Annotated in this window: 17 protein-coding genes and 2 pseudogenes; 10 read left to right on the forward strand and 9 right to left on the reverse strand. The window is 43.2% G+C overall.

Annotation, left to right across the window (positions count from 1 at the left end):
• Positions 1-167: 167 nt before the first annotated feature.
• The 3 genes and pseudogenes from LMH68_RS21495 to LMH68_RS21505 all read right to left on the reverse strand — a co-directional run.
• Positions 168-353: pseudogene (locus LMH68_RS21495) on the reverse strand (DUF2913 family protein); the annotation flags it as partial.
• Positions 354-505: 152 nt separating this feature from the next.
• On the reverse strand, positions 506-712 hold the full coding sequence (locus tag LMH68_RS21500) for an AlpA family transcriptional regulator (protein WP_102304078.1): 207 nt from the start codon (positions 710-712) through the stop codon (positions 506-508).
• Positions 713-830: 118 nt separating this feature from the next.
• Positions 831-1,268 (reverse strand): RNase H family protein, encoded by a 438-nt coding sequence (locus LMH68_RS21505; RefSeq protein WP_102465041.1) that lies wholly within the window; start codon positions 1,266-1,268, stop codon positions 831-833.
• Between the two features lie 219 nt (positions 1,269-1,487).
• Here LMH68_RS21505 and radC point away from each other — a divergent pair, with 219 nt between their 5' ends.
• The 5 genes from radC to LMH68_RS21530 all read left to right on the forward strand — a co-directional run bounded on the left by radC (position 1,488) and on the right by LMH68_RS21530 (position 4,216).
• Complete coding sequence (radC, locus tag LMH68_RS21510; RefSeq protein ID WP_102333509.1) at positions 1,488-1,964, forward strand: RadC family protein; 477 nt, start codon at positions 1,488-1,490, stop codon at positions 1,962-1,964.
• Complete coding sequence (locus LMH68_RS21515; protein WP_102333510.1) at positions 1,961-2,386, forward strand: DUF2787 family protein; 426 nt, start codon at positions 1,961-1,963, stop codon at positions 2,384-2,386. The genes radC and LMH68_RS21515 overlap by 4 nt, the downstream gene beginning before the upstream one ends.
• A gap of 26 nt (positions 2,387-2,412) precedes the next feature.
• Positions 2,413-2,841, forward strand: a complete 429-nt coding sequence (locus LMH68_RS21520; protein ID WP_413755896.1) for a DUF2787 family protein — start codon at positions 2,413-2,415, stop codon at positions 2,839-2,841.
• 211 nt (positions 2,842-3,052) lie between these two features.
• Positions 3,053-3,613: a tyrosine-type recombinase/integrase gene (locus LMH68_RS21525; protein WP_102333511.1), complete on the forward strand. Its 561-nt coding sequence runs from the start codon at positions 3,053-3,055 to the stop codon at positions 3,611-3,613.
• 102 nt (positions 3,614-3,715) lie between these two features.
• Entirely contained in the window at positions 3,716-4,216 is a 501-nt protein-coding gene (locus tag LMH68_RS21530) for a lecithin retinol acyltransferase family protein (protein ID WP_102333512.1), read from the forward strand.
• A 37-nt stretch (positions 4,217-4,253) separates the two neighbouring features.
• On the opposite strand, the gene LMH68_RS21535 is transcribed toward LMH68_RS21530, so the two are convergent.
• On the reverse strand, positions 4,254-4,910 hold the full coding sequence (locus tag LMH68_RS21535; RefSeq protein ID WP_086714178.1) for an inovirus Gp2 family protein: 657 nt from the start codon (positions 4,908-4,910) through the stop codon (positions 4,254-4,256).
• A gap of 393 nt (positions 4,911-5,303) precedes the next feature.
• Here LMH68_RS21535 and LMH68_RS21540 point away from each other — a divergent pair, with 393 nt between their 5' ends.
• The 3 genes and pseudogenes from LMH68_RS21540 (at position 5,304) to LMH68_RS21550 (ending at position 9,452) form a co-directional block, all read left to right on the forward strand.
• Entirely contained in the window at positions 5,304-6,302 is a 999-nt protein-coding gene (locus tag LMH68_RS21540) for a hypothetical protein (RefSeq protein WP_133154074.1), read from the forward strand.
• An 896-nt stretch (positions 6,303-7,198) separates the two neighbouring features.
• Positions 7,199-8,143, forward strand: coding sequence for a ribosome biogenesis GTPase YlqF (gene ylqF / locus LMH68_RS21545; protein ID WP_086714176.1), 945 nt, complete (start codon positions 7,199-7,201; stop codon positions 8,141-8,143).
• A 282-nt stretch (positions 8,144-8,425) separates the two neighbouring features.
• Positions 8,426-9,452, forward strand: a pseudogene (locus LMH68_RS21550) (GGDEF domain-containing protein).
• Between the two features lie 169 nt (positions 9,453-9,621).
• Here LMH68_RS21550 and LMH68_RS21555 read toward each other — a convergent pair.
• On the reverse strand, positions 9,622-10,167 hold the full coding sequence (locus LMH68_RS21555) for a GNAT family N-acetyltransferase (protein ID WP_229647828.1): 546 nt from the start codon (positions 10,165-10,167) through the stop codon (positions 9,622-9,624).
• A 166-nt stretch (positions 10,168-10,333) separates the two neighbouring features.
• On the opposite strand from LMH68_RS21555, the gene LMH68_RS21560 reads away from it, so the two are divergent.
• Together LMH68_RS21560 and LMH68_RS21565 are read left to right on the forward strand one after the other, a co-directional pair.
• Positions 10,334-11,476 (forward strand): acyl-CoA desaturase, encoded by a 1,143-nt coding sequence (locus LMH68_RS21560; protein WP_229647829.1) that lies wholly within the window; start codon positions 10,334-10,336, stop codon positions 11,474-11,476.
• A 239-nt stretch (positions 11,477-11,715) separates the two neighbouring features.
• Positions 11,716-12,006: a putative quinol monooxygenase gene (locus LMH68_RS21565; RefSeq protein WP_102428841.1), complete on the forward strand. Its 291-nt coding sequence runs from the start codon at positions 11,716-11,718 to the stop codon at positions 12,004-12,006.
• A 231-nt stretch (positions 12,007-12,237) separates the two neighbouring features.
• On the opposite strand, the gene manA is transcribed toward LMH68_RS21565, so the two are convergent.
• The 4 genes from manA to mngA all read right to left on the reverse strand — a co-directional run bounded on the left by manA (position 12,238) and on the right by mngA (position 19,451).
• Positions 12,238-13,425 (reverse strand): mannose-6-phosphate isomerase, class I, encoded by a 1,188-nt coding sequence (gene manA / locus LMH68_RS21570; RefSeq protein WP_017070588.1) that lies wholly within the window; start codon positions 13,423-13,425, stop codon positions 12,238-12,240.
• A gap of 2 nt (positions 13,426-13,427) precedes the next feature.
• Positions 13,428-14,594, reverse strand: coding sequence for a glycerate kinase (locus LMH68_RS21575; RefSeq protein ID WP_229647830.1), 1,167 nt, complete (start codon positions 14,592-14,594; stop codon positions 13,428-13,430).
• Between the two features lie 45 nt (positions 14,595-14,639).
• The gene (gene mngB, locus LMH68_RS21580; RefSeq protein ID WP_229647831.1) at positions 14,640-17,279 is read right to left on the reverse strand and encodes a mannosylglycerate hydrolase; all 2,640 of its coding nucleotides are present in this window, start codon (positions 17,277-17,279) and stop codon (positions 14,640-14,642) included.
• A 237-nt stretch (positions 17,280-17,516) separates the two neighbouring features.
• Positions 17,517-19,451 (reverse strand): PTS 2-O-a-mannosyl-D-glycerate transporter subunit IIABC, encoded by a 1,935-nt coding sequence (mngA, locus tag LMH68_RS21585; RefSeq protein ID WP_229647832.1) that lies wholly within the window; start codon positions 19,449-19,451, stop codon positions 17,517-17,519.
• Between the last annotated feature and the right edge of the window lie 219 nt (positions 19,452-19,670).

Consider the following 19,670-nt stretch of genomic DNA (forward strand, 5'->3'; position numbering starts at 1 on the left):
GATGTTGAATTGTTTTTTGATTGATAAGTGTGTGATGCCGTATTGCCATACTTTGAATGTATGGCTTAAAGGGTTGTTCCGCAAACAAATGTACTGGTTTTCAGATGCAATTAGGTTGCTAGTGCGTAAAATTGCTCCCAAGCAGATAAGCCTTCAGGATTATCGAGCTTCAATCTCTTTTTAATCGCACTATACCTAGCTTGTTTAACCTTTGACTTTAAGAAGTTAATGATGATCTTATTTCGTTGCTCTTCTTTGACAAAACCACGAGAAGCCTCCACTTTAAAGTAAAGGTGGAGAAGGGTATTTTCGAAAGTAACTTTCAGTAGTTGATGATATGAACATTCAGGCATTGGTAAGGCGATTCACGTCAAGTTCAAGGGCTGATGGGACACTTGTTCAGTTACTGGTTTGCCTTGATTATCATAGACTTTAGGGACTGGCTGAAAAATGACAAAAGACTGATAGAGTGTGACGGCTACCTTAAAAACAAAGCGGCATTGAATTACCTTAAAGCTAGACACTCCTCCATCCACGCATCAACTTCACTTTCAACCCAAGCTACTGCCCTACCCCCCAGACTGATAGACTGAGGAAATTGATCTTCATTCATTTTTCGGTAAATCGCTGAACGGCTAAGGGCGGTCTTTTGCATTACTTCTTTTAGCTTTAGAAATCTCATGGGACGTCCTCCTATGTTATTGGTTCCCATGTGATTACCTGGCACGTAGAAAAATACCGTTTTGTACCTTGTGGTGTTCAATGCCAACTTCAAACCCAGTAACAACAAAAAACACCTGCTGGCTATGCCAGCAAGTGATTCCTTATCATTACAATTGACGATTCGCAGCTGCAAGAGCGTATCTATAAGCGGCATCTTTTCCTGCGGAGCAAGCAGCGACTTTTCTTACCTCAACTTGCTTATCTGTACTTCGTTTATCCACTAGCTCCCAAAGGTCTTGATGAGCTATCGGCTTTTTATTTGCTTTACGCCAATTTCGACGTTTCCAACCATCAAGCCAGTCATTAAAACCATCAACGCAATAGTCACTGCTTGAATAAATAATATCGCCATCACAAGCACGCTCTAGCCCAAAAGCAAGTGCTGATAACTCTGCGTAATTACGGTCTACGATGCTATCAAGGAACAACCAGTCTTCACCCGCTATTCTTTCATAGTCATCGAATACAACCTGCCCTACCCCAGCAGAGAGTCGTCCTCTTCGCTTCTCTACGATGGCTGCTTCTACATAAATTTCTTTTTTCATTTTTATACTCTCCAGAGACTGAAAAGCCGATACATCCTTTGCACCAGCTAATTGTGTTGATTGTTCATTCGTCGCTCTATTGCGATTGCTACATAACAACGGCAAGAGAGTTATTTTTTACCTGTCTCTGGAAATACTCTCCTTCACACCCCGATTCAAAATGCTCTCAGATATATTTCATCAGTACGCATAACCAAACAGATAACCCAAGGAGCTCTTATGCGTAACGCCAACAACCAACACGATTACCCATTTAAAACTTCAGAGTTAAATGAACTGCTAGAACGTGCAGCCGACGCACTGGCTGCAAAATACAAACGTGAAGGCACGTTCACTAACCCAACTAATGTCAAAGAGTACTTAAAACTCAAATTAGGAGCTCATGACCGAGAAGTGTTTGCGGTGATGTTTCTTGATAACCAACATCAATTGATCAGTTTTGAAGAGTTGTTCTTTGGCACCATTGATGCTGCCTCTATTTACCCACGCGAAGTACTCAAAGCAGCACTAAACCATAACGCTGCTGCCGTCGTTTTTGCTCATAACCATCCTTCAGGTATTGCTGAGCCCTCTCAAGCAGATAGACGCATTACACAGCGTTTAGTAGATGCTCTCAAGCTGGTGGATATCCGAGTGTTGGACCACATCGTTGTGGGTGAGGATTATGTGTCATTTGCAGAAAAGGGGTGGATATGAATAAGTTTTCTATCTCTGGGGTAAATGATGAACTCGTTAGTCCCATGCATTGTTTTCTTGAAGCACTTATGTCTGAAAACGTCATCCCCAATACAGTCGAGCGGGTAGCGTTAAACATACGCTCTAAAGATATAAATAGTCGCTTTCAACCAATCGAAATTCAATTAGAGCGAACATCAAGCAAAACACCTTGGCAACTTCGCTTTATTGCCACCTTTGATGTGATGGTTACTGGTAAGCCACAAAAAGAGTTATCGCTGTATTTCAACTTCGCAGGGTGTTGGTTCTACCACCCAGAGATTAAGCAGTGCAACTTACAACGGCCAGAAGTTCAAACCTTACTTGCTAGCTGGCTTAAAGCCATCACTCACACTCTCATCACGCAACCGGCTATCTCAATCAACATCATATCCGTTCGTTAATCCTAACTTATTTCAAAGAGGTTCCTATGAATCAAGCAGCCAATCTGGCTATGTTCGCGTGCAAGCGAGCTAAGCCTTCACATCAACTGAAAGACTTAATCAAACGATTTATTGATGATGTTAATTACCGAGGAAAAATGACCATCTGTTTTCAAGATACCAATTACCACCCGAAGGACGGCGGCTTTCACCCTGTATCTATTACGGTAGATATCAAAGATAGCCATATCGCTCTTATTGAAATCACTGACCTTGTTTATGTGGGAACCGGTACACCAGAGCTCGTTCCTGACTTGGCTTTTGATTTTGCTAACAACGTCGCTTTCGCTCGTTTCAGCGGATGGCTTGGTATGTACCTGCAAGAAACAACCGAGCTATATGAAATGTGGGAGTGTAACTTTCTAGCTTATGTAGAAATGAACGCCTACGACCAAGTTCAGGTTGAGTACAGTTAATCATCACTCGTAGCAACCCTATCCACTCACCGTCCCGCTCCACTTCATATCACAAACATTCAGCACAACCACCAGCACAGAGCCAAAACGAGGCTGCTTCCCATATTGTTAAAACGGGAAGCTTCCATCCCTTGCTGTATAAGGGTTCTTTAATATCGTCTGCTCTGTGCTTCCCAAAACACCCTTCTACAGACAAAAAAGGAAGCAGACTATGGCTGAAGTCCAAGCAATTAAAGACGATGACACCATACGTATGGTTGGTCACTTATTGAGTATTCGTTGTCATCCACAAATGGCCGATGTATGGCATATCGGATTAAACCTAGCACTGAGGATTTCTGATTTGTTGTCGATTCGCTTTGAAGACATTCATGGCGACCGAGTCATTATTCGAGAGAGTAAAACCGGAAAGCTCGCCAACATTCAACTCAATACCAAAGCGCAGCAGCATATTGCTAGGTTGAGAGAGCAACATCCCGACCACATCTATTTGTTTCAATCCCACCGATGCCAACAGTTGAAAAACAAACCACCCCAGCCAATCTCACGACGCGCCGTGTCAATGGCGTTTCAGCAAGTAGGCCAAGAACTGAATATCGCTTTAGGTACTCACTCGATGAGAAAGACGCGAGGTTACTTTCTCTATCAATCCACAAAAGATATAGGACGTGTCATGAAAATGCTTCGTCACACATCTGAGGGAGTCACACTTCGCTATATAGGAATCACTCAAGATGAAGTCGATAAAGACTTTGTTTCTCTTGAACTTTAAACCTAATCATTTACTCAGGGGGCGGGACCGCTAATCCCTTATTAACATTAAGCTCAGAGCCCTTTTGAGTTTCGTTATCATCACATTTGAGAGGTAAATAACATGAATCCATATCACGCAATAGGGAGCTTTGTTGTAGGCAGCTTATCGAAAAGTTTAATCCAAAATTTATTCTGGAAAACCGACGGTCCAGTAAGGGGGAGCATTGTGTATTGCGATCTCGCATTTGGATATGCTGAGCATTCAGGTGTGTACATGGGAAATGGACGTATCATCCATCGTAATGGCAAAGGCCTTATCGAAGCTGCATCAATTCGTCAGTTTCTAGCAGATACCACAGCCCTTTCAATTTACGTCAGTTGCAACGCCCAAGGTAGAGCCGTTGGCAATGAGTCTACTGTTCAAATAGCAGGCGCTATGCTTGATGTACAAACAGACTATTCCCTGTTAAATGAAAACTGCCATCAGTTCTGTAGCCACTGCCTAAGTGGTGACATCTTCTCAAATACCTTCACCTTGACTCAGCTTAAACGTGACGCTCTTTTGCACATTCAAGCGAGTCAATGGCGCGTGTGGGACTTGAGGGATCGTCACAAAGGATAAGGGGATTCTCTCCCCTTTTTTAATCTCTTAGTCGAGGTTACCTAGTGCTACAGCCAAAGCAACGATGCCCCTCGCCATAGCGCTTAGTTCTCTTCTTTGCTAGATAGCTAATTCGATAAAACAGCTTACTGTACCAATAAGAAAAATCTTTGTGGTTTGAATCCAGGTGATAACCATGATTTCTCGGGAAGTAGACCAAACGACAAACATCTTCGGCTGCACAGCCAAGCGCACTCGCCCAGGATTTTATCACTAAAGCGGCTAAGCTATCTTGCCCTGAGTAGTCACCTGCCTTGCAAAAGCGCTCTTTATTGAGAAACAGAACTAAATGGTAATGATCGTTACATGATGTATCACGCTCTCTTACCCAAGCATACCTGACATTACAGGAATGTACTCTTTTTCGCTCTCCACGTATCTTTCGCGCCTGAGCTTCAATTCTGGCGCTTAAAGACTCTGTAAAGCGTTTCATCAAGTTTGTTCGTCTAAGGTTATAACTAACAATTTCATCTCGGCTAAGACAATCAAAGAAACTATCATCGACTGGCAATCTGAGATCAATTCGAATAGCGTACACTCGCGTGTATTCTTCAAGCGCACTGTTCATTGTAGTAAGCAATCTATCGAGATAGAGCATGTTATTTTCTTCCTGCGAACCTTGAATAGTTAGTCCATGGTAAGTTGATTCTTTCATGAGTTAGTTCCTGTGTTGTTTATCTACAGGTATCCCCACTCATCTTATTTTTTACCTTATCTCTATCACCTACTTAGGGTAGGTGTAACGCTTATAGTTACCCACCTTACTATCAGATAATAGTCATACCGACACTCCTGCTCTTCAGCTACTTGGTCACAAACCTTATAGGACAATGCTGCACGTAATACGGGTGTCCTGTAATCCACTCAGAAGTTATGTACATCTAGCCTAGTTCCGCTCACCGTTCAGAGCAACAATACCAATGAATTGCCACAATAAAATGCAGAATAACCTCACTAATAACTCACACTAAAACCACATAATAACCACCAAAAAATCACATATATATCACTAAAATTACTACACAGTAATTATAATTAATGATATATATTGGATACTGAACTTAACGACAGAGGCATATCAACTATGGCTTTTCACGTACCTAAAGAACCATTTAATGCTTATTCCTTCCGCGAATGCAGCTTCTATATCAACTACCTAAATCAAGCCCTTAATCAGGATACTTTTCAATCGGTGGAAGGTTTCAGTAGCGTTCAAGAATGTTTGAATGCTCTTAGACAGGAATTATCCTACCTAGAAAAAAATGGGAAAATTAACAGTAATCACATTAAGAAAATGAAGACTGATTTTCAAAACTGTCAACTATCTGGTGAGGATTTTTTATGGCTCCATAACTCAGATGAACGTTTCTGTAACTGGGTATGGTGTTATCTGAGGGAACAAAGCAAGATATTTGACAGAATTAAGTTTCGAGATCAGCTTAGAAGAGGTAACTCCAACAAAATAAAACTACATGACTTTGGCCTCGATCTTGATATTGGCAGAAACTTTGATGGATTATCACATGACGCTTTTAAGCCAATGAGTAATAATTTCACTGCAAGGAAAAGCAATATCATTGATAGCTTTCGGAGTTCCGAACTAGAACTATCACAGCAGCGTAAAGTTATTCAAACACTGCTAAACACTTGGGAGTCCATTCTGGAAGATACGAGAATGTCAGCCTGGCTTGAAGAAAACCAAACAGCTCAAAGCAATTGGTCATGGAAGTATATAAAAGATACAGGTTACAGACTTCAGTCAAAAGTCTGGAGCGTTTCAAGCGAACAAGACAAAAGAGCCGCTATTGTTGCGATTTTCGATATGCTTCACGATAAGCCAGATCGTAAATCACTCTTGATTGGTAAAATGAAGCGCGCATGGAGTCAAAAAAAGTTTCGAGATAAATGTAATGGTAAGAGGCCCTATAGCGTATCGATGACAGACAGGACGAAAAAGCGATTGATGTGGTTGGTCGAACAAGAAGACAGTAGCATCAATGAAATCATAAAAAATCTCATTGATATGCGCTTTGAGCAACTGAAATAGCACAAGTTGTGGTTGCAATGCGACACTCTCGTTAACAAAAAATCAAACCTTTTTTTAAATAACAAAAAAGTCAACACTGAAAATCAGAATACTAACTGCTTTCAGCCTCAATTCACAACCTTCAATAAGGCCCTATTTATAGGGCTTTTCTTTATTTTCGTCCATCTGGTGCCCATAGTTATACGTTAAAAAACCGAATTCAAGTCCAAAAGCGAAACTTCACCATTTAAGTAACCACGCATATTTCTCTGAACATGAAGGCTCATTGCCAAAAACTCGAGACACTTCTTCGGCCTGCAATTAAGCATCTAATGTTTTGCCAATCGCTTCGAGATTCTTAAAATAACGATCATTGTCGGCTGTAAACCGTGCCTTCATGCCTTTTGTAAGGCATCAGTATATTCAAGGTTGTCTCTCTGCGACGCCTTTATCTAATTTACAGTACCCTCATAATAGCTACAACTTTAATCCTTTTACCTTTGCGATACTCTTTATGTCCTTGCCTAAAGTGTCGGCAGAGCTTATCTTTATTAGCCTTCTCTTCAGCTATATATCAATAAATCAGCACATGCCTCCTGGGTATTCCTACACCCGTTAAAACTCCTAAAATTTAGTCTGGACTCCAGTTACGCCCAACCAACAATCTGATGAGCTGAACCCGTTCAAGTAGAATGATGTATTTCGCAGACAGCTTCCACCTACCTAAGTGAAATTTATTAAATTGACTATGATTTTCGTCCAAACAGTTAAAGTGTTAAAATGATCACAACAATGTTGATGGGGCTTAAGGTGGTCGTAAAAATACTTCTAGTCCCCCCACTATCTGATTTTTTCTTTTGGTACCCCACCTGATACCCCATCAGATTTACCATAAAAACAAAAGGTATATTTTTCATATGGTTGCAAGTAAAATCCAATGGTTTCCGGGTCACATGCATAAAGCCCGTAAAGAAATCGAAGAAGTTATCCCACAAGTTGATGTGATCATCGAAGTACTGGACGCTCGTATCCCGTTCAGTAGTGAAAACCCAATGATCTCTTCACTGCGCGGCGATAAGCCTTGTGTAAAAGTGCTGAACAAGCGTGACCTTGCAGATCCTGAACTGACTCAACGTTGGATTGAGCACTTCGAGAAGGAGCAAGGCGTTAAAGCGATTGCGATTACGACTAGCGTAAAAGAAGAAGTTAACCACGTTATGGAGCTGGTACGTAAACTGGCACCGCACCGTGAACAGATGGGCAAGAATATTCGTACAATGATCATGGGCATCCCGAACGTGGGTAAATCGACCATTATCAACTGCTTGGCTGGACGTACGATCGCGGTTACTGGTAACCAACCTGCGGTAACTCGTCGTCAACAACGTATCAACCTGCAGAATGGCGTGATCCTTTCAGACACTCCAGGAATCCTTTGGCCTAAAGTAGAAAACCCACACAGTGGCTTCCGCTTGGCTGCAACAGGTGCTGTAAAAGATACAGCAATGGAATACGATGAAGTGGCATTCTACACAGTAGAATACCTAGCAAAGCAGTACCCTAACCTTTTGCAAGAGCGTTACCAAATTGAAGAGCTGCCAGAGTCTGACATCGAACTGATGGAAGCGATTGGCCGTAAGCGTGGTGCACTTCGTGCCGGTGGTCATATCGACATTCACAAATGTTCAGAAATCCTGCTTCACGAATTGCGTAATGGCACTTTAGGTAAGGTAACGCTTGAGTTGCCAGAAATGATCACACAAGAGCTGATCGAAGTTGAAGAAGCGGCTGCGCTGAAAGCGGAACAACAGATTAAGAAAAAAGAAGAGCGTCGTAAGCGTTACCTGAAGAACAAGCGTTAATCGCGATTAGTTTTTATAATCTGCTTTAATTTCTGTTTACCACTCTTACACCAGCCTCTAGATATTCACGCTCTATCGATAATAGAGCGTGAATATTGCCCGCTACCGTTTGTTGATCTAGCTAACATACTGACAAATCTATAGAAATGGTCGTTTACAATCCCAAAGACTGTGACATACTACGCAAATTATTGTGTATCAATCTCGGCTAATTTCTCAATGCGCTCTTATTCTGGGTTCAAGAATCAAAGATTTAAAACCTATTTCGATAATGAAATTTATTTGCCGTACATAAATTTCATCTACATCCCTATCTCAATATTCTGTGCTTTTATCGTCACCGACTACATCCACTTTGGTAGCGAGTGCATTACGCCTATCATTTTCCGAGTCATACTTTTTTTATTGATGATGGCCGCCGCCAGATACTGTATTACAAACAAACCCAACGTTTTGAAACTCGTAGAAAGTGCCTTCCTTGTAATTAGCTCACTTTTCTTGGTCTATATCGGTCGACTAGCCATCGAGCTGAACAACTTCGATTACCAAGGTGGCATCATTTTAGTGATGATCTACATTGGTACGTTTTCAAGATTGTCAGCCAGATACAGTATATCTACGCTGTCGTTTATCTTTTTGGCTTATCTCATCGGCCTTGCGCCACTGCTTTATGAAGCGGAGCCAGAGCATGAAATAGAAACAATTTCCGTTTATATCTCGGCTTACATCCTAATCTCAGCGGCCTGTGTTAGACGTGACCTGGAAGTACACAAACGTTTCGCTCAATCCGAGCAACTCCGCAAACAAGCGATTCAGCTTCGCAAGCAATCTAATATGTTCGAGGCCCTTTCCTATCAAGACGCACTAACGGGCTGCTACAACCGCCTTTATCTTCATCAGGTGATAGAACCGAGCATAGACCGTCAGCGATCCATTACATCGCTCATGATAGATATTGATCATTTCAAATCGATTAACGACACCTACGGCCATCAAATGGGTGACATGGTGATTAAAGAACTGGCCGATGAGATTCAAAAACGACTACCGACTAGCAGTAACTGCTTTCGATACGGCGGTGAAGAGTTTTTGGTGCTGGTCCAAGGAGAAACCGAGGCTTCAATTGAATCGCTGGTTAATGCCCTTTTAGAATCCCCTACTCGCCTTAGATTAGAAGTAACAATTTCAATCGGTGTGAAACATGCCCATCAAGCCCTTGGTTCTGTCGAGCAGCTTATCGACGACGCTGACCAAGCACTCTACATTTCGAAAAAAGGCGGTAGGAATAAGAATCACATGGTGTGATTAATCGCCCAATATTTCACGCATCTTTGCGAATCATTAAAACGACCACTAATTCAATCAAAAAAGCCCCGAGCAACTTAATACTCGGGGCTTTTGTCTTTGTTCTTCTGCTTTAAAATAGCTTCGTTAAGAACCTGCTACTCAGCAAAAAAACAGTATTCAACAAGAATCGACTAAGAATACACAACGCTCGCTGTTTTCTGTTCAAGTTCAACGGGAGAGCTCCAAGAAATCACTTTTTCATTCACTTGGCTGCCACATGGTGCGTTCCAAACTTGCTCTAGTTCTTCTTTGCCACCAATCGCCTGATAAAAAGCAATCGCTTGGTGGTTCTCAGACATCACCTCTAGGTAAAGCCCTGAGTCCGAATAGTATTGCTGCAACCACTTCGACAATTCAGACAACAGACGCTTGCCTACACCTTGTCCACGATAATTATTATCTACATGTAACGCATCGATGAACGTACCACGCTCAAAGTTGTGATTACCGAACGCGCAGACAAAACCAACCAGTAAACCGCCTTCCTCAAGCAATAAAACATGTTGGTTGAAAGGAGGATTAATCAAACGAGTCTGCCAAATAACAGATCTGTCCTCCAAAACATCATGTTCTAGGTAATCATCAGCAAGAATGCCACGGTAATATAGCTTCCAGCTATCCGCGTGTAATTGGGCAATCCGCTCATAATCTTTATATTCAGCTACCTTAATTTCCATTTATTAGCCCTTAGTACTTCCATTTATGACTTGCTACTACATTTCACACTACCTTTATACAATATTTAAGCAAAACATACTAATACACGTTTACACTTTCAATATTGACTTACACGTGTACGCTGATATTCTAGCGCACAGATGTAAGCCCAATGGAAATTTGCTAATGAATAGTGCCGACAAACAATCTACAAAAAAGCCGCCATTAATCTGGCTCAATATTTTTGTGTTCTCTTTTAGTATGCTGCTTGCTGTTGTAGCGGCTCCCGTTTATGGCTACTTTTTTGGCTATGGCATGGAGCACTGGATATGGCTAGCAATCTGCTTTACGTTCTGTAACCTTTCAATCACGACAGGTTATCACCGCTTATGGTCACATAAAGCGTTTGAAGCGCATTCAAGCCTAAGATTACTGTTTGCATTAGGTGGTGCATTTGCCCTGCAGAACAGCGCGCTACACTGGTCTTCTGATCACCGTGTTCACCACAAGCATGTCGATAACAACGACAAAGACCCATACTCTGCAAAACGTGGATTTTGGTACTCACACATTGGCTGGATGATTCGTAATTACAGCACCTCAATGTACGAAAACTACGAAAACTGCCGTGACCTTAAAAAAGATAAGATTGTTATGTGGCAGCACAAGCACTATGTTCTGTTAGCATTACTAATGAATTTCGGTGTTCCTATCGCTTTAGGCGTGATTTACGGTGACCTGATTGGCATGTTGTTAATCGTAGGTGCAGTTCGTTTGGTACTTAACCACCACACAACATTCTTTATTAACTCTCTTGCTCACATCTGGGGTAGCCAACCTTTTACTGACAAAAACACAGCGCGTGATAACGGTGTGTTAGCAGTACTCACTTTCGGCGAAGGCTACCACAACTTCCACCACATCTTTGAGAACGACTACCGTAACGGCATCTACTGGTGGCAATACGATCCAACAAAATGGTTGATTAAGAGTGCTTCGTTGATGGGACTGGCAAGTAAGCTTAAGAAAACCCCTCAAGCTCGTATTGAGAAAGCTGAAGCGTCAATGTTACTTAAACGCACCCAGCAAAAAATCATGCATCGTGCCGACAAGCAACAAATCGCAGAGAAGCTTCAACAAGAGTTTGATGCTCTAGTATCAAACATGAACGAATATTACGAAGTTAAAAAACAGCTACTTGAAAGCAAGCGCGAAGACGTTGTGAAGAAGTACGAACACTCTGTTCTTAAGGTTCGTTATCAGCAAATCAAAATGAATTTCGAACAACAGAAGAAAAATTGGGCAATGACGGTTGAGCAATACGCTTAAGGTAAGACAGTACGCTTAACACCCCAGTAACAACACAGTTTGATTCTTATTCAAAAGCCCTCATATTGCTATGAGGGCTTTTTTTAATAAGCATAACCTACTCGGCTCTGGCCCTATGCTCTCGAGTTTGAATTGTGGATGGTAAGAACCATAGTTATTGGATTTCAGAACTCTTTCTTCATTCTGAATTTATACTTATATTACTTAAACTTACCGAGTTTAAAGCGAAGGAATTGAAAATGAGCAAACTGACTATTATTGCAACGATCGTCTCTAAAGAAGACAAAACTGAGCTTGTAAAAGCTGAGATGATTAAATTGATCGATAAAACCCGTGTTGAAGACGGCTGTATTAACTACGATCTGCACCAAGATAACAGTAACCCTGCTCACTTCGTTTTTCATGAGAACTGGGAGTCTGAAGTTCATCTAGAGAAACACTTAGCGAGCCAACACATCGCTGACTACATGGCTGCGACTGAAGGTTGTATTGAAGCCTTTGTGCTTAATAAAATGACGCACATTGCCTAACCAGTCACTCAGTACTAATTCAATAAAAAGCCCTGCTCTGATCGCAGGGTTTGTCTTTTCTACAAGCTTATATCTGCTCATTCTAATAATGAAAAAACCCGCCAGAGTAGCGGGTATGGTCAATAATCATGACTGTCAAAGACAGATAGGTAACAACCATCAATCCAATATTGAGTACCACTTTACAGTGGCACTCTGACATTTCTTTTGCTGATCGCTAGCACGGGGGCACTAGTTAAAAGCACGAGCCAAAATGCCATTCCCTTGATATTGGTAAACACTTGAATTACTACTTACAAAGACCGATTCTCCGGGCTTAAGAGAAACTGACCGCCCTTCTGAAGTGACGGTCGCCTCTCCTTCCACACAGAACAAGATCTCCGCGCTACGTAGATACTGTGACTTGCTCTCATCAGTCGCAGACAAGATATCAAAGCCAAAGTCATCCACTGGAATCGGATAACTCATCTTGCCCTCTTTCAATACAGGCTTAAGGCGGATATCTTCTGGCTTAATCGGCTCAAAGATTGTGTTGTCGATAAGCTCAGGGACATCGATATATTTGGGAGTGAGACCGGCACGCAGCACATTGTCTGAGTTTGCCATAATCTCTAAACCCGTACCTTGAACATAAGCATGTGGGGTTTCTGCGAACAGGAACATCGCTTCACCGGGCGCCAGCTCAACCGTGTTAAGCATTAATGGCGCAAATAAGCCAATATCACCTGGATAATGCTGTTTGAATTCGATGCTGTATTGAAGAGCTTCACGCCCCATGACCGTTTTGGCTGGTCGCGCATGTGCAGCATAAAGCTCATTAAGCGCAGACGCTTTGCGGTCACCTTCAAGAGACATAATGGCGCTAAAGAACGACTTCAAAGAATCACTGTCGGCATTAGCTTTTAGTACATTAAGCTCAATCGCTAACGAAGGAATATCCGCTTCTTCGAACAAGGCAATAATGTCGTCGATTGGACGAAAGCCATTCATCGCTTTGTAGAAGGTCAACGCATAAACCAACTCAGGTTTATGGTTTGGATCTTTGTAGTTGCGATTAGACGCATTCAAAGGGATACCAAGTGCATTCTCACGCTCAAAACCTAATTCTGATTTTCGCTTGTTCGGGTGAACCTGAATCGATAACGGTGTTTCAGCGGCCAACACCTTAAACAAGAAAGGCAATTCACCGAAACGAGCCGCCGTGTATCCGCCTAAGACATCGATTTTGTTTTCATCAATCATGTGAGAAAGCGATTCACCGGTATCGCCTACCTTTGAACAACCATTTGGATGAGCACCCATCCAAATTTCTGCTTGAGGTTCCTGGTTTGGGTTCACAATACCAAACAATTGGTTAATGGAGTCTTTGCTTCCCCATGCGTAGTTTTGAATAACGTTGTCGAGTTTAAATAGAGACATAATTACTTCTCATTAAAAATCTGGCTACCAAGCTTGAGCGTGGCGGCGATATTACGGGCAGTGCGAGTCAGGTTTTGATTCGCTTCTGATAAAACTTGGTCTAAAGACTGAGGTGAACGTACGGTTCCAAATAAGCTAGACATTGAGCCGTAAAGTTTTTCAACGTCTTGCCCCAAAGAGCCCGCAATTCCAATGGTTGGAATACTCAACTTTTGAGCTCGCTGAGCGATGCCGAAAGGTGTTTTACCTTGCAGGGTTTGGTTGTCCATCTGCCCCTCTCCGGTCACGACCAGTGAAGCACCTTCAAGAACCTTATCTGCATCCAAGGCATCTAATACCACCTCAATACCCGCTTTAATTTGGATATTGAATGCAAGACTTAACCCCAGAGGTGTACCACCAGCAGCACCAAATCCAGCTGTGTCGCGATGATTAGTACCCGTATGTGCTTGAGCGATATCGGCAAAGTGCCCGATCGCAGTATCAAGTTGTTCAACTTGAGCTTTTGATGCGCCTTTTTGCGGACCAAACACAGTACTGGCTCCGCTTTCGCCACATAATGGATTATTCACATCACACGCGACCACGAACGTCACTTCTTTGCATCTAGGGTGCAGTCCTTCAAGATCGATGCTTGCTAACCGGCTTAATTCGGCGCCGCCACCAGATAGCTCGTTGCCTTGCTTGTCTAATAACTTGCCTCCCAACGCTTGTAAGATGCCAGCACCTGCATCATTGGTTGCGCTGCCGCCCAAACCAATAATGATTTGTTCAACACCTTGATCTAGTGCATCTTTGATCAATAGCCCAGTACCAAACGAAGATGCGGTTAACGGTGCTCTTTCTTCTACGGTTAATAGGTCTAAACCCGATGCTTGAGCAAATTCCACCAAGGCAGTTTTTACGTTGGCGCCATCAACAGTCTGTTCCAACGAAGCCCAATAAGCCGTACATTCACGCCCGATTGGATCCGTCGTGTGCAGCCGTTGCTTCTTACCATTGAGCGCCTCTAGCAACACGTCTACCGTGCCTTCTCCGCCATCGGCGAGTGGAATTTTCACAAACTCTGCGTAAGGGAAAACATCGGCAAATCCACGCTCAATACAAGACGCAACTTGATGAGCGTCGAGTGATTCTTTAAATGAATCAGGGGCAATTACAATTTTCATTGTCGTTCACCATTCCCGCCCACCAAGGTGAGCGGGTTATCGAAATTAGAATTTGATTTGGAATGTTTTTGCTTGGCAAGGTGCTATCTGGCCGAACTCTTCAGATGCTACATCACCTTCGCGTACGCGCTCGTCCATGCTTGTCTCTTTCCAGCTTGAAACCGCTTGAGTAAAAGAGATTGAATCCGATACTGAACCCGATTCTGCCGGGTTGTAGACACGCATGATCAGTGCATCTTCGTCTTCCGCTTTCTTCAGCACACTCAACACCGCGCCTGATTGTTGCTTAGACAGAAGGCTAAAACTCATAGGTAGGTTCTGCTCACCCACGTTGAGCTTCATCGCGTTGTAAGGGATCTTGTTGTAGCATTCGATTTGAGTGACATTGTCACGTGCTTGCGCCATGATGTTCGCGTCAATATGGTTACCAGAGAAACCGCACAACGTGAATTCACACACTAACTTACCGCGCACTTGCGAATCTGGTGTCGGAATCTTGATGCCTGATGGACGGCCTGGGCGAAGCAATAGCTCTTCTTTACCCAACACGCCGATACCACGGAACAGTGTCAGTGCGAAGGTATCTCGGTTTTCGTCACCTTGAGATGCAATCACCTCAAATTCACGCAGACCATTCGACATGATCGCCATACCCGCTTTGCCGTTTTCTAATGCAGCGAAGTTCATCAGTTGGTAAACCGGAACCGGTGCTTCTTTCCACTTCTCTTCTTCCCAAACCGCCATTGCTGGGTCATTGGTTGGTCGAGTAATACAACCGAACTGGTTATCCGCAACCACAGTTTCAGAAACGAATGGCGTTGGTACTAGCACACGTACACGGTGGTCGTCGGCTTGGTTGTCTAGCTCCATACGTACTTCAATGCGGCGAGAACCTTGCTTCAATACCACTTGGCATTGCGCTTCAACGAATCCATTTTGACCCGTGCGTTCTTCACGCTCTGCAAGGTTTGCAGGTACGTTCATTAGGAAAGCGATGTTCGCTACCGATTGGAAGCCTTGGTGGTCAATCGATGTTTCGACCGGGAACTCGTCTGAGTACAGTAACCATTCTTGACGAGATGGAGAGTAATCGTACTCATCACCGTCATCAGAACCGTCTTCCAAACGAAGTACTTGGTCGAATACTTGCTCTGTCTCTTTATCGAAAATAGTCAGAGTACCGTTGTCGTTTACATTGATTCGGTAGTACTCGTTCTCTAGTAAGTAGTCTTTTTGTTCTGCAACTTTTACTGCACCCTTCTCGTTACCTTGGATGTGTAACGTGGTGAAGCCCATCGCTGGCACAATGCGTTTGATTTGAATATCAAACTCCATGAACGGGTCGTAGTTACCGTAGTGAACGATTTGACGGTCTACTTTACCCGGGTCAATTTGGCGCTTGTCTTGGATGAAGTACTCAACTAGGTTTTCGTTTTCATCAAAGATAGAGAACTCTTGAGCACGGATAGTGATAGTGGTGTTAACCACTTCTTCACGCTCGTATGGAGAAAGGTTGAACATCGCCAGTTTGTCGCAACCTTCGCGATCTGGCATGTGGTCAACAATCTTACGCTTGTAGAAGTGAATCAGGTTGGTCGCCATGTCGTCCGCAAGGATGTAACGGTTTAAGATTTCAGCGTGTACCTTGTCTGAACAACAGCAACCAATAGAGTCATGAGCGTGGTTCTTCATGCTCTCTTTCCACATTTTCTCAATCAAACCGTGGTGGTATTCAAAACCTAATGTCCAAGCGATAGACGCTAGCGGTTCTAAGATGTTTACAATCTTGTTTTCGATTTCTGCGTGGATCAGTTTGATGTCCATACGCGTAGAAGAGATCGTACGGTGAACACGCATGTATTTACCGTCGTTGAACTCGCCTTTGATTGTGTCGAGTTGGTCGCGCGCCGCTTCTACTTTCTCGAACACTTCTTCGTAACGGCTCATTGAGAATTCACGATCTGGGTAGATTTCGCGAAGCTTGTCCATTACTTCAAAGATGTCTTTTTGAATCGGCATTTGGTCGTGGCCGTTCGGTAGCAAGATATCTTTAGTCACCGATGGCTTTTCTAGCACTGGGAAGTACTTATCTAAACGAGCACGCAAGCCTTCTTCGTCTTGTGGAAGGTATTTACCAATCGCGTAACCCAGCGGAAGCACTTGTGCCGTTACTTCACTGCCGTCATTAGACTGCCATAAGAATTCTGTTTTGTTGGTGCCATGACGCTCTGAACAACCACGCCAGAACATTGCACGCGTGATGTCGAAGCCGTTGTAGATCATTGGCAGCTGTGAGCTCATGCTGAATGAATCTGGTAGGTAACCAATCTTCATTGCATCGCCAAACTTCATACAGTCACGAATACCATACATCATGTTGCGTACAATTGACTCACCAGAAACTTGCATTGTGTCGGTTTGAGAATACCAAGGGCCAATAATTAACTTGCCCGCTTCAACCAATGCTTTTACGCGTTCTGTGTTCTCTGGTTTGATCGCAAAGTAGTCTTCTAGAACGGCGGTTTGACCATCTAGAACGTAGTATTTGTATTCTGGATCACTCTCCAGACGGTTCATGATTTCTTCCATGTTGTTCACTAGAAGAATACGAGACTCTTCTGTTGTGAAATACCATTCACGATCCCAGTGCATGTGTGGAGTAATATGTACGCGTGATGTAGTCATAATCATTTACCTAAATGTGTCGCTTCGAGTAAATCTAAAATTCGAACTCAAATACGACTAAATTAAAGTTTTTCAAGGGGTTAAAATTGGCTGCCACTAAATTTAGGGTGCAGAAAACCACGCCCAGAATCTGTGTGAATAAAACCGTTAGGAGCACAGGTATTTAGGACAGCCAAGTTGTTTATTATTTTTTATATATTGATTTCACAGTGAGTTAGGAGCTAACTCAAAATTCAGTTAGTTCTGTGTTGCAGTGCTTGCTTCAAACTTACCCTTTTTTACAGCGTGACCACGCCACATCAGAAGAGTAATGGTTGAAATTACTGTGCCGACAATCGCAGCACCGAACCAGATTGCCGCAGCAGAGAATGCGCCCAAACCGGAATCGTGTAACAAGAAGATAGAGAAGATACCTGCGCCCGGAGTCGATAGACCAATACCTGCCGCACCCACCATTGCACCTGTGACTACAGAGCCTAGTAAGAATGAGCCGATTACACGGATTGGATCTTCAATCGCCATTGGGATTGCACCTTCAGTAATACCCGCCAAGCCAAGTAGCCAAGTTGATTTACCGGTTTCAATCTCAAAGTCTTTGAATAGGCGTGGAGCAATCATGGTTGAAGCCGTTACGGTGAACGCCGATACCATTTTTACTGAACCAAAGATTGCGTATGGGCCATAAACACCGTTCGCCATTGCACCTAAACAGAATGCGTAAGCGGCTTTGTTTACCGGACCACCTAAGTCGAATGATACAAACAGACCAAGAATCGCACCCAATAACAGCGCATTGGTGCCTGACATACCGTTCAACCAGTCCGTTAGACCTTGGTTTAGGAACGCTACAGGTTTACCGATAACAAACAGCATCAAGCTACCTGCCACCAAAGTACCGATCACCGGATAAAGGTAGAAAGTAAGGAAGCCGTTAAATGCAGGGCCTAAGCGAACATGCTCTTTTACCCAACGCATCACATAACCCGCAATCAAACCACCAACAACACCGCCTAGGAAACCAGAGCCAATGATGTTTGCTGCAATACCTGCGGCAAAACCAGGGCCAAGTGCGGGCTTGTCTGCTAGTGAATAAGCTGTGTAAGCCGCCAGTACTGGCACCATCAATGTACCCAGTAGGCCGCCACCTAGTTTGCGATACATCCATAGCCAAGAATCTTTTGTTGCGTAAAGATCTTGCAGGTCAAAAATTTGTGCGATAAGAACAGCAACCGCAAGAACAGTACCACCAGCAACGATCAGAGGAACTGCGTAAGAAATACCAGAAAGCAGTGCTTGTTTAAGCTCAGTTTTCAGTGGCAACTTTTTAGGCTTGTTGTCAGTAGCCACTGTGCGTTCTGCACCATTACCTTTTTTCGACTCTTCAATCGCTTCATTAAGAATGCGCTCACCGTGTTTAATCGGTTCTGCAACTGGTGTTTCAACACGAGGAATGCCGTTAAAGCGCTCAGATTCTTTAATCGCAACTTCAGCAGCAAACACACACGCTACAGCATTATTAAGTTGTTCCGCAGTTAAGCGATCTTCAATACCGTTTGCGCCCTGCTTTTCAACATGAACCTTGTAGCCAAGCTTTTTGCCGGCTTTTTCTAGGTATTCTGCCGCCATATAAGTATGAGCAATACCTGCAGGGCAAGCAGTAACGCATACAATTGTCGGCGCATTTGTATCTAAGTTGTCTTGTTTTTCTTCTTGTTGATTGTCGCCATCAAGAAGCGCAAAGATTTCTTCAGCCGTTGTCGCTTTTAATACCGCTTCGCGAACATCGTCGTCAACCAATGTAGTTGTCAATGCAGTGAGCAGATGCATGTGGGTAGAACCCGCTTCTGCATTTGGAATCGCAATTAGGAAGATAAGATTTACATCTTCGTCTTCATCTAGGCCTTTCCATTTCATGTCTTCTTTCAATGTTGCAACAGCGAAACCAGCTTCTTTAACCGCGTCAGTCTTGCCGTGCGGTACTGCTAGGCCTTCGCCAAGCGCTGTCGGGCCTTGCTCTTCACGAGCAAATACTGCATCAAGATACTCTTGTTTGTTGTGCAGTTTGCCTTGCTGATTCAGTTGGTCAGCAAGTGCGTAAATCGCTTCTTCTCGACTGCTAAACGTAGTTTGCAGATTTACGAGCGACTTATTCGTTAGAGTAGTAAGTTTCATAACCTTTGTCCCATAGTCACGGATTAGTACGACAGTCGTCCCTGCCGACGAGATGAATAATACAACTTCAAGACATTTAATCCGTGATCACGATCTCATCAATACATATTTGTATTTAATTTGTATTTAAACTGTATTGGTAAATCCTTTAAGAAAGCTTGTTATGTATCGTTTAATTTGTATTATATGTACTACAAAACGCCGATACGATGCTCACAC

Origin of the sequence: Vibrio sp. F13, assembly GCF_020806305.2 — a bacterium.
GTDB classification, from domain to species: Bacteria; Pseudomonadota; Gammaproteobacteria; order Enterobacterales; family Vibrionaceae; genus Vibrio; species Vibrio crassostreae_C.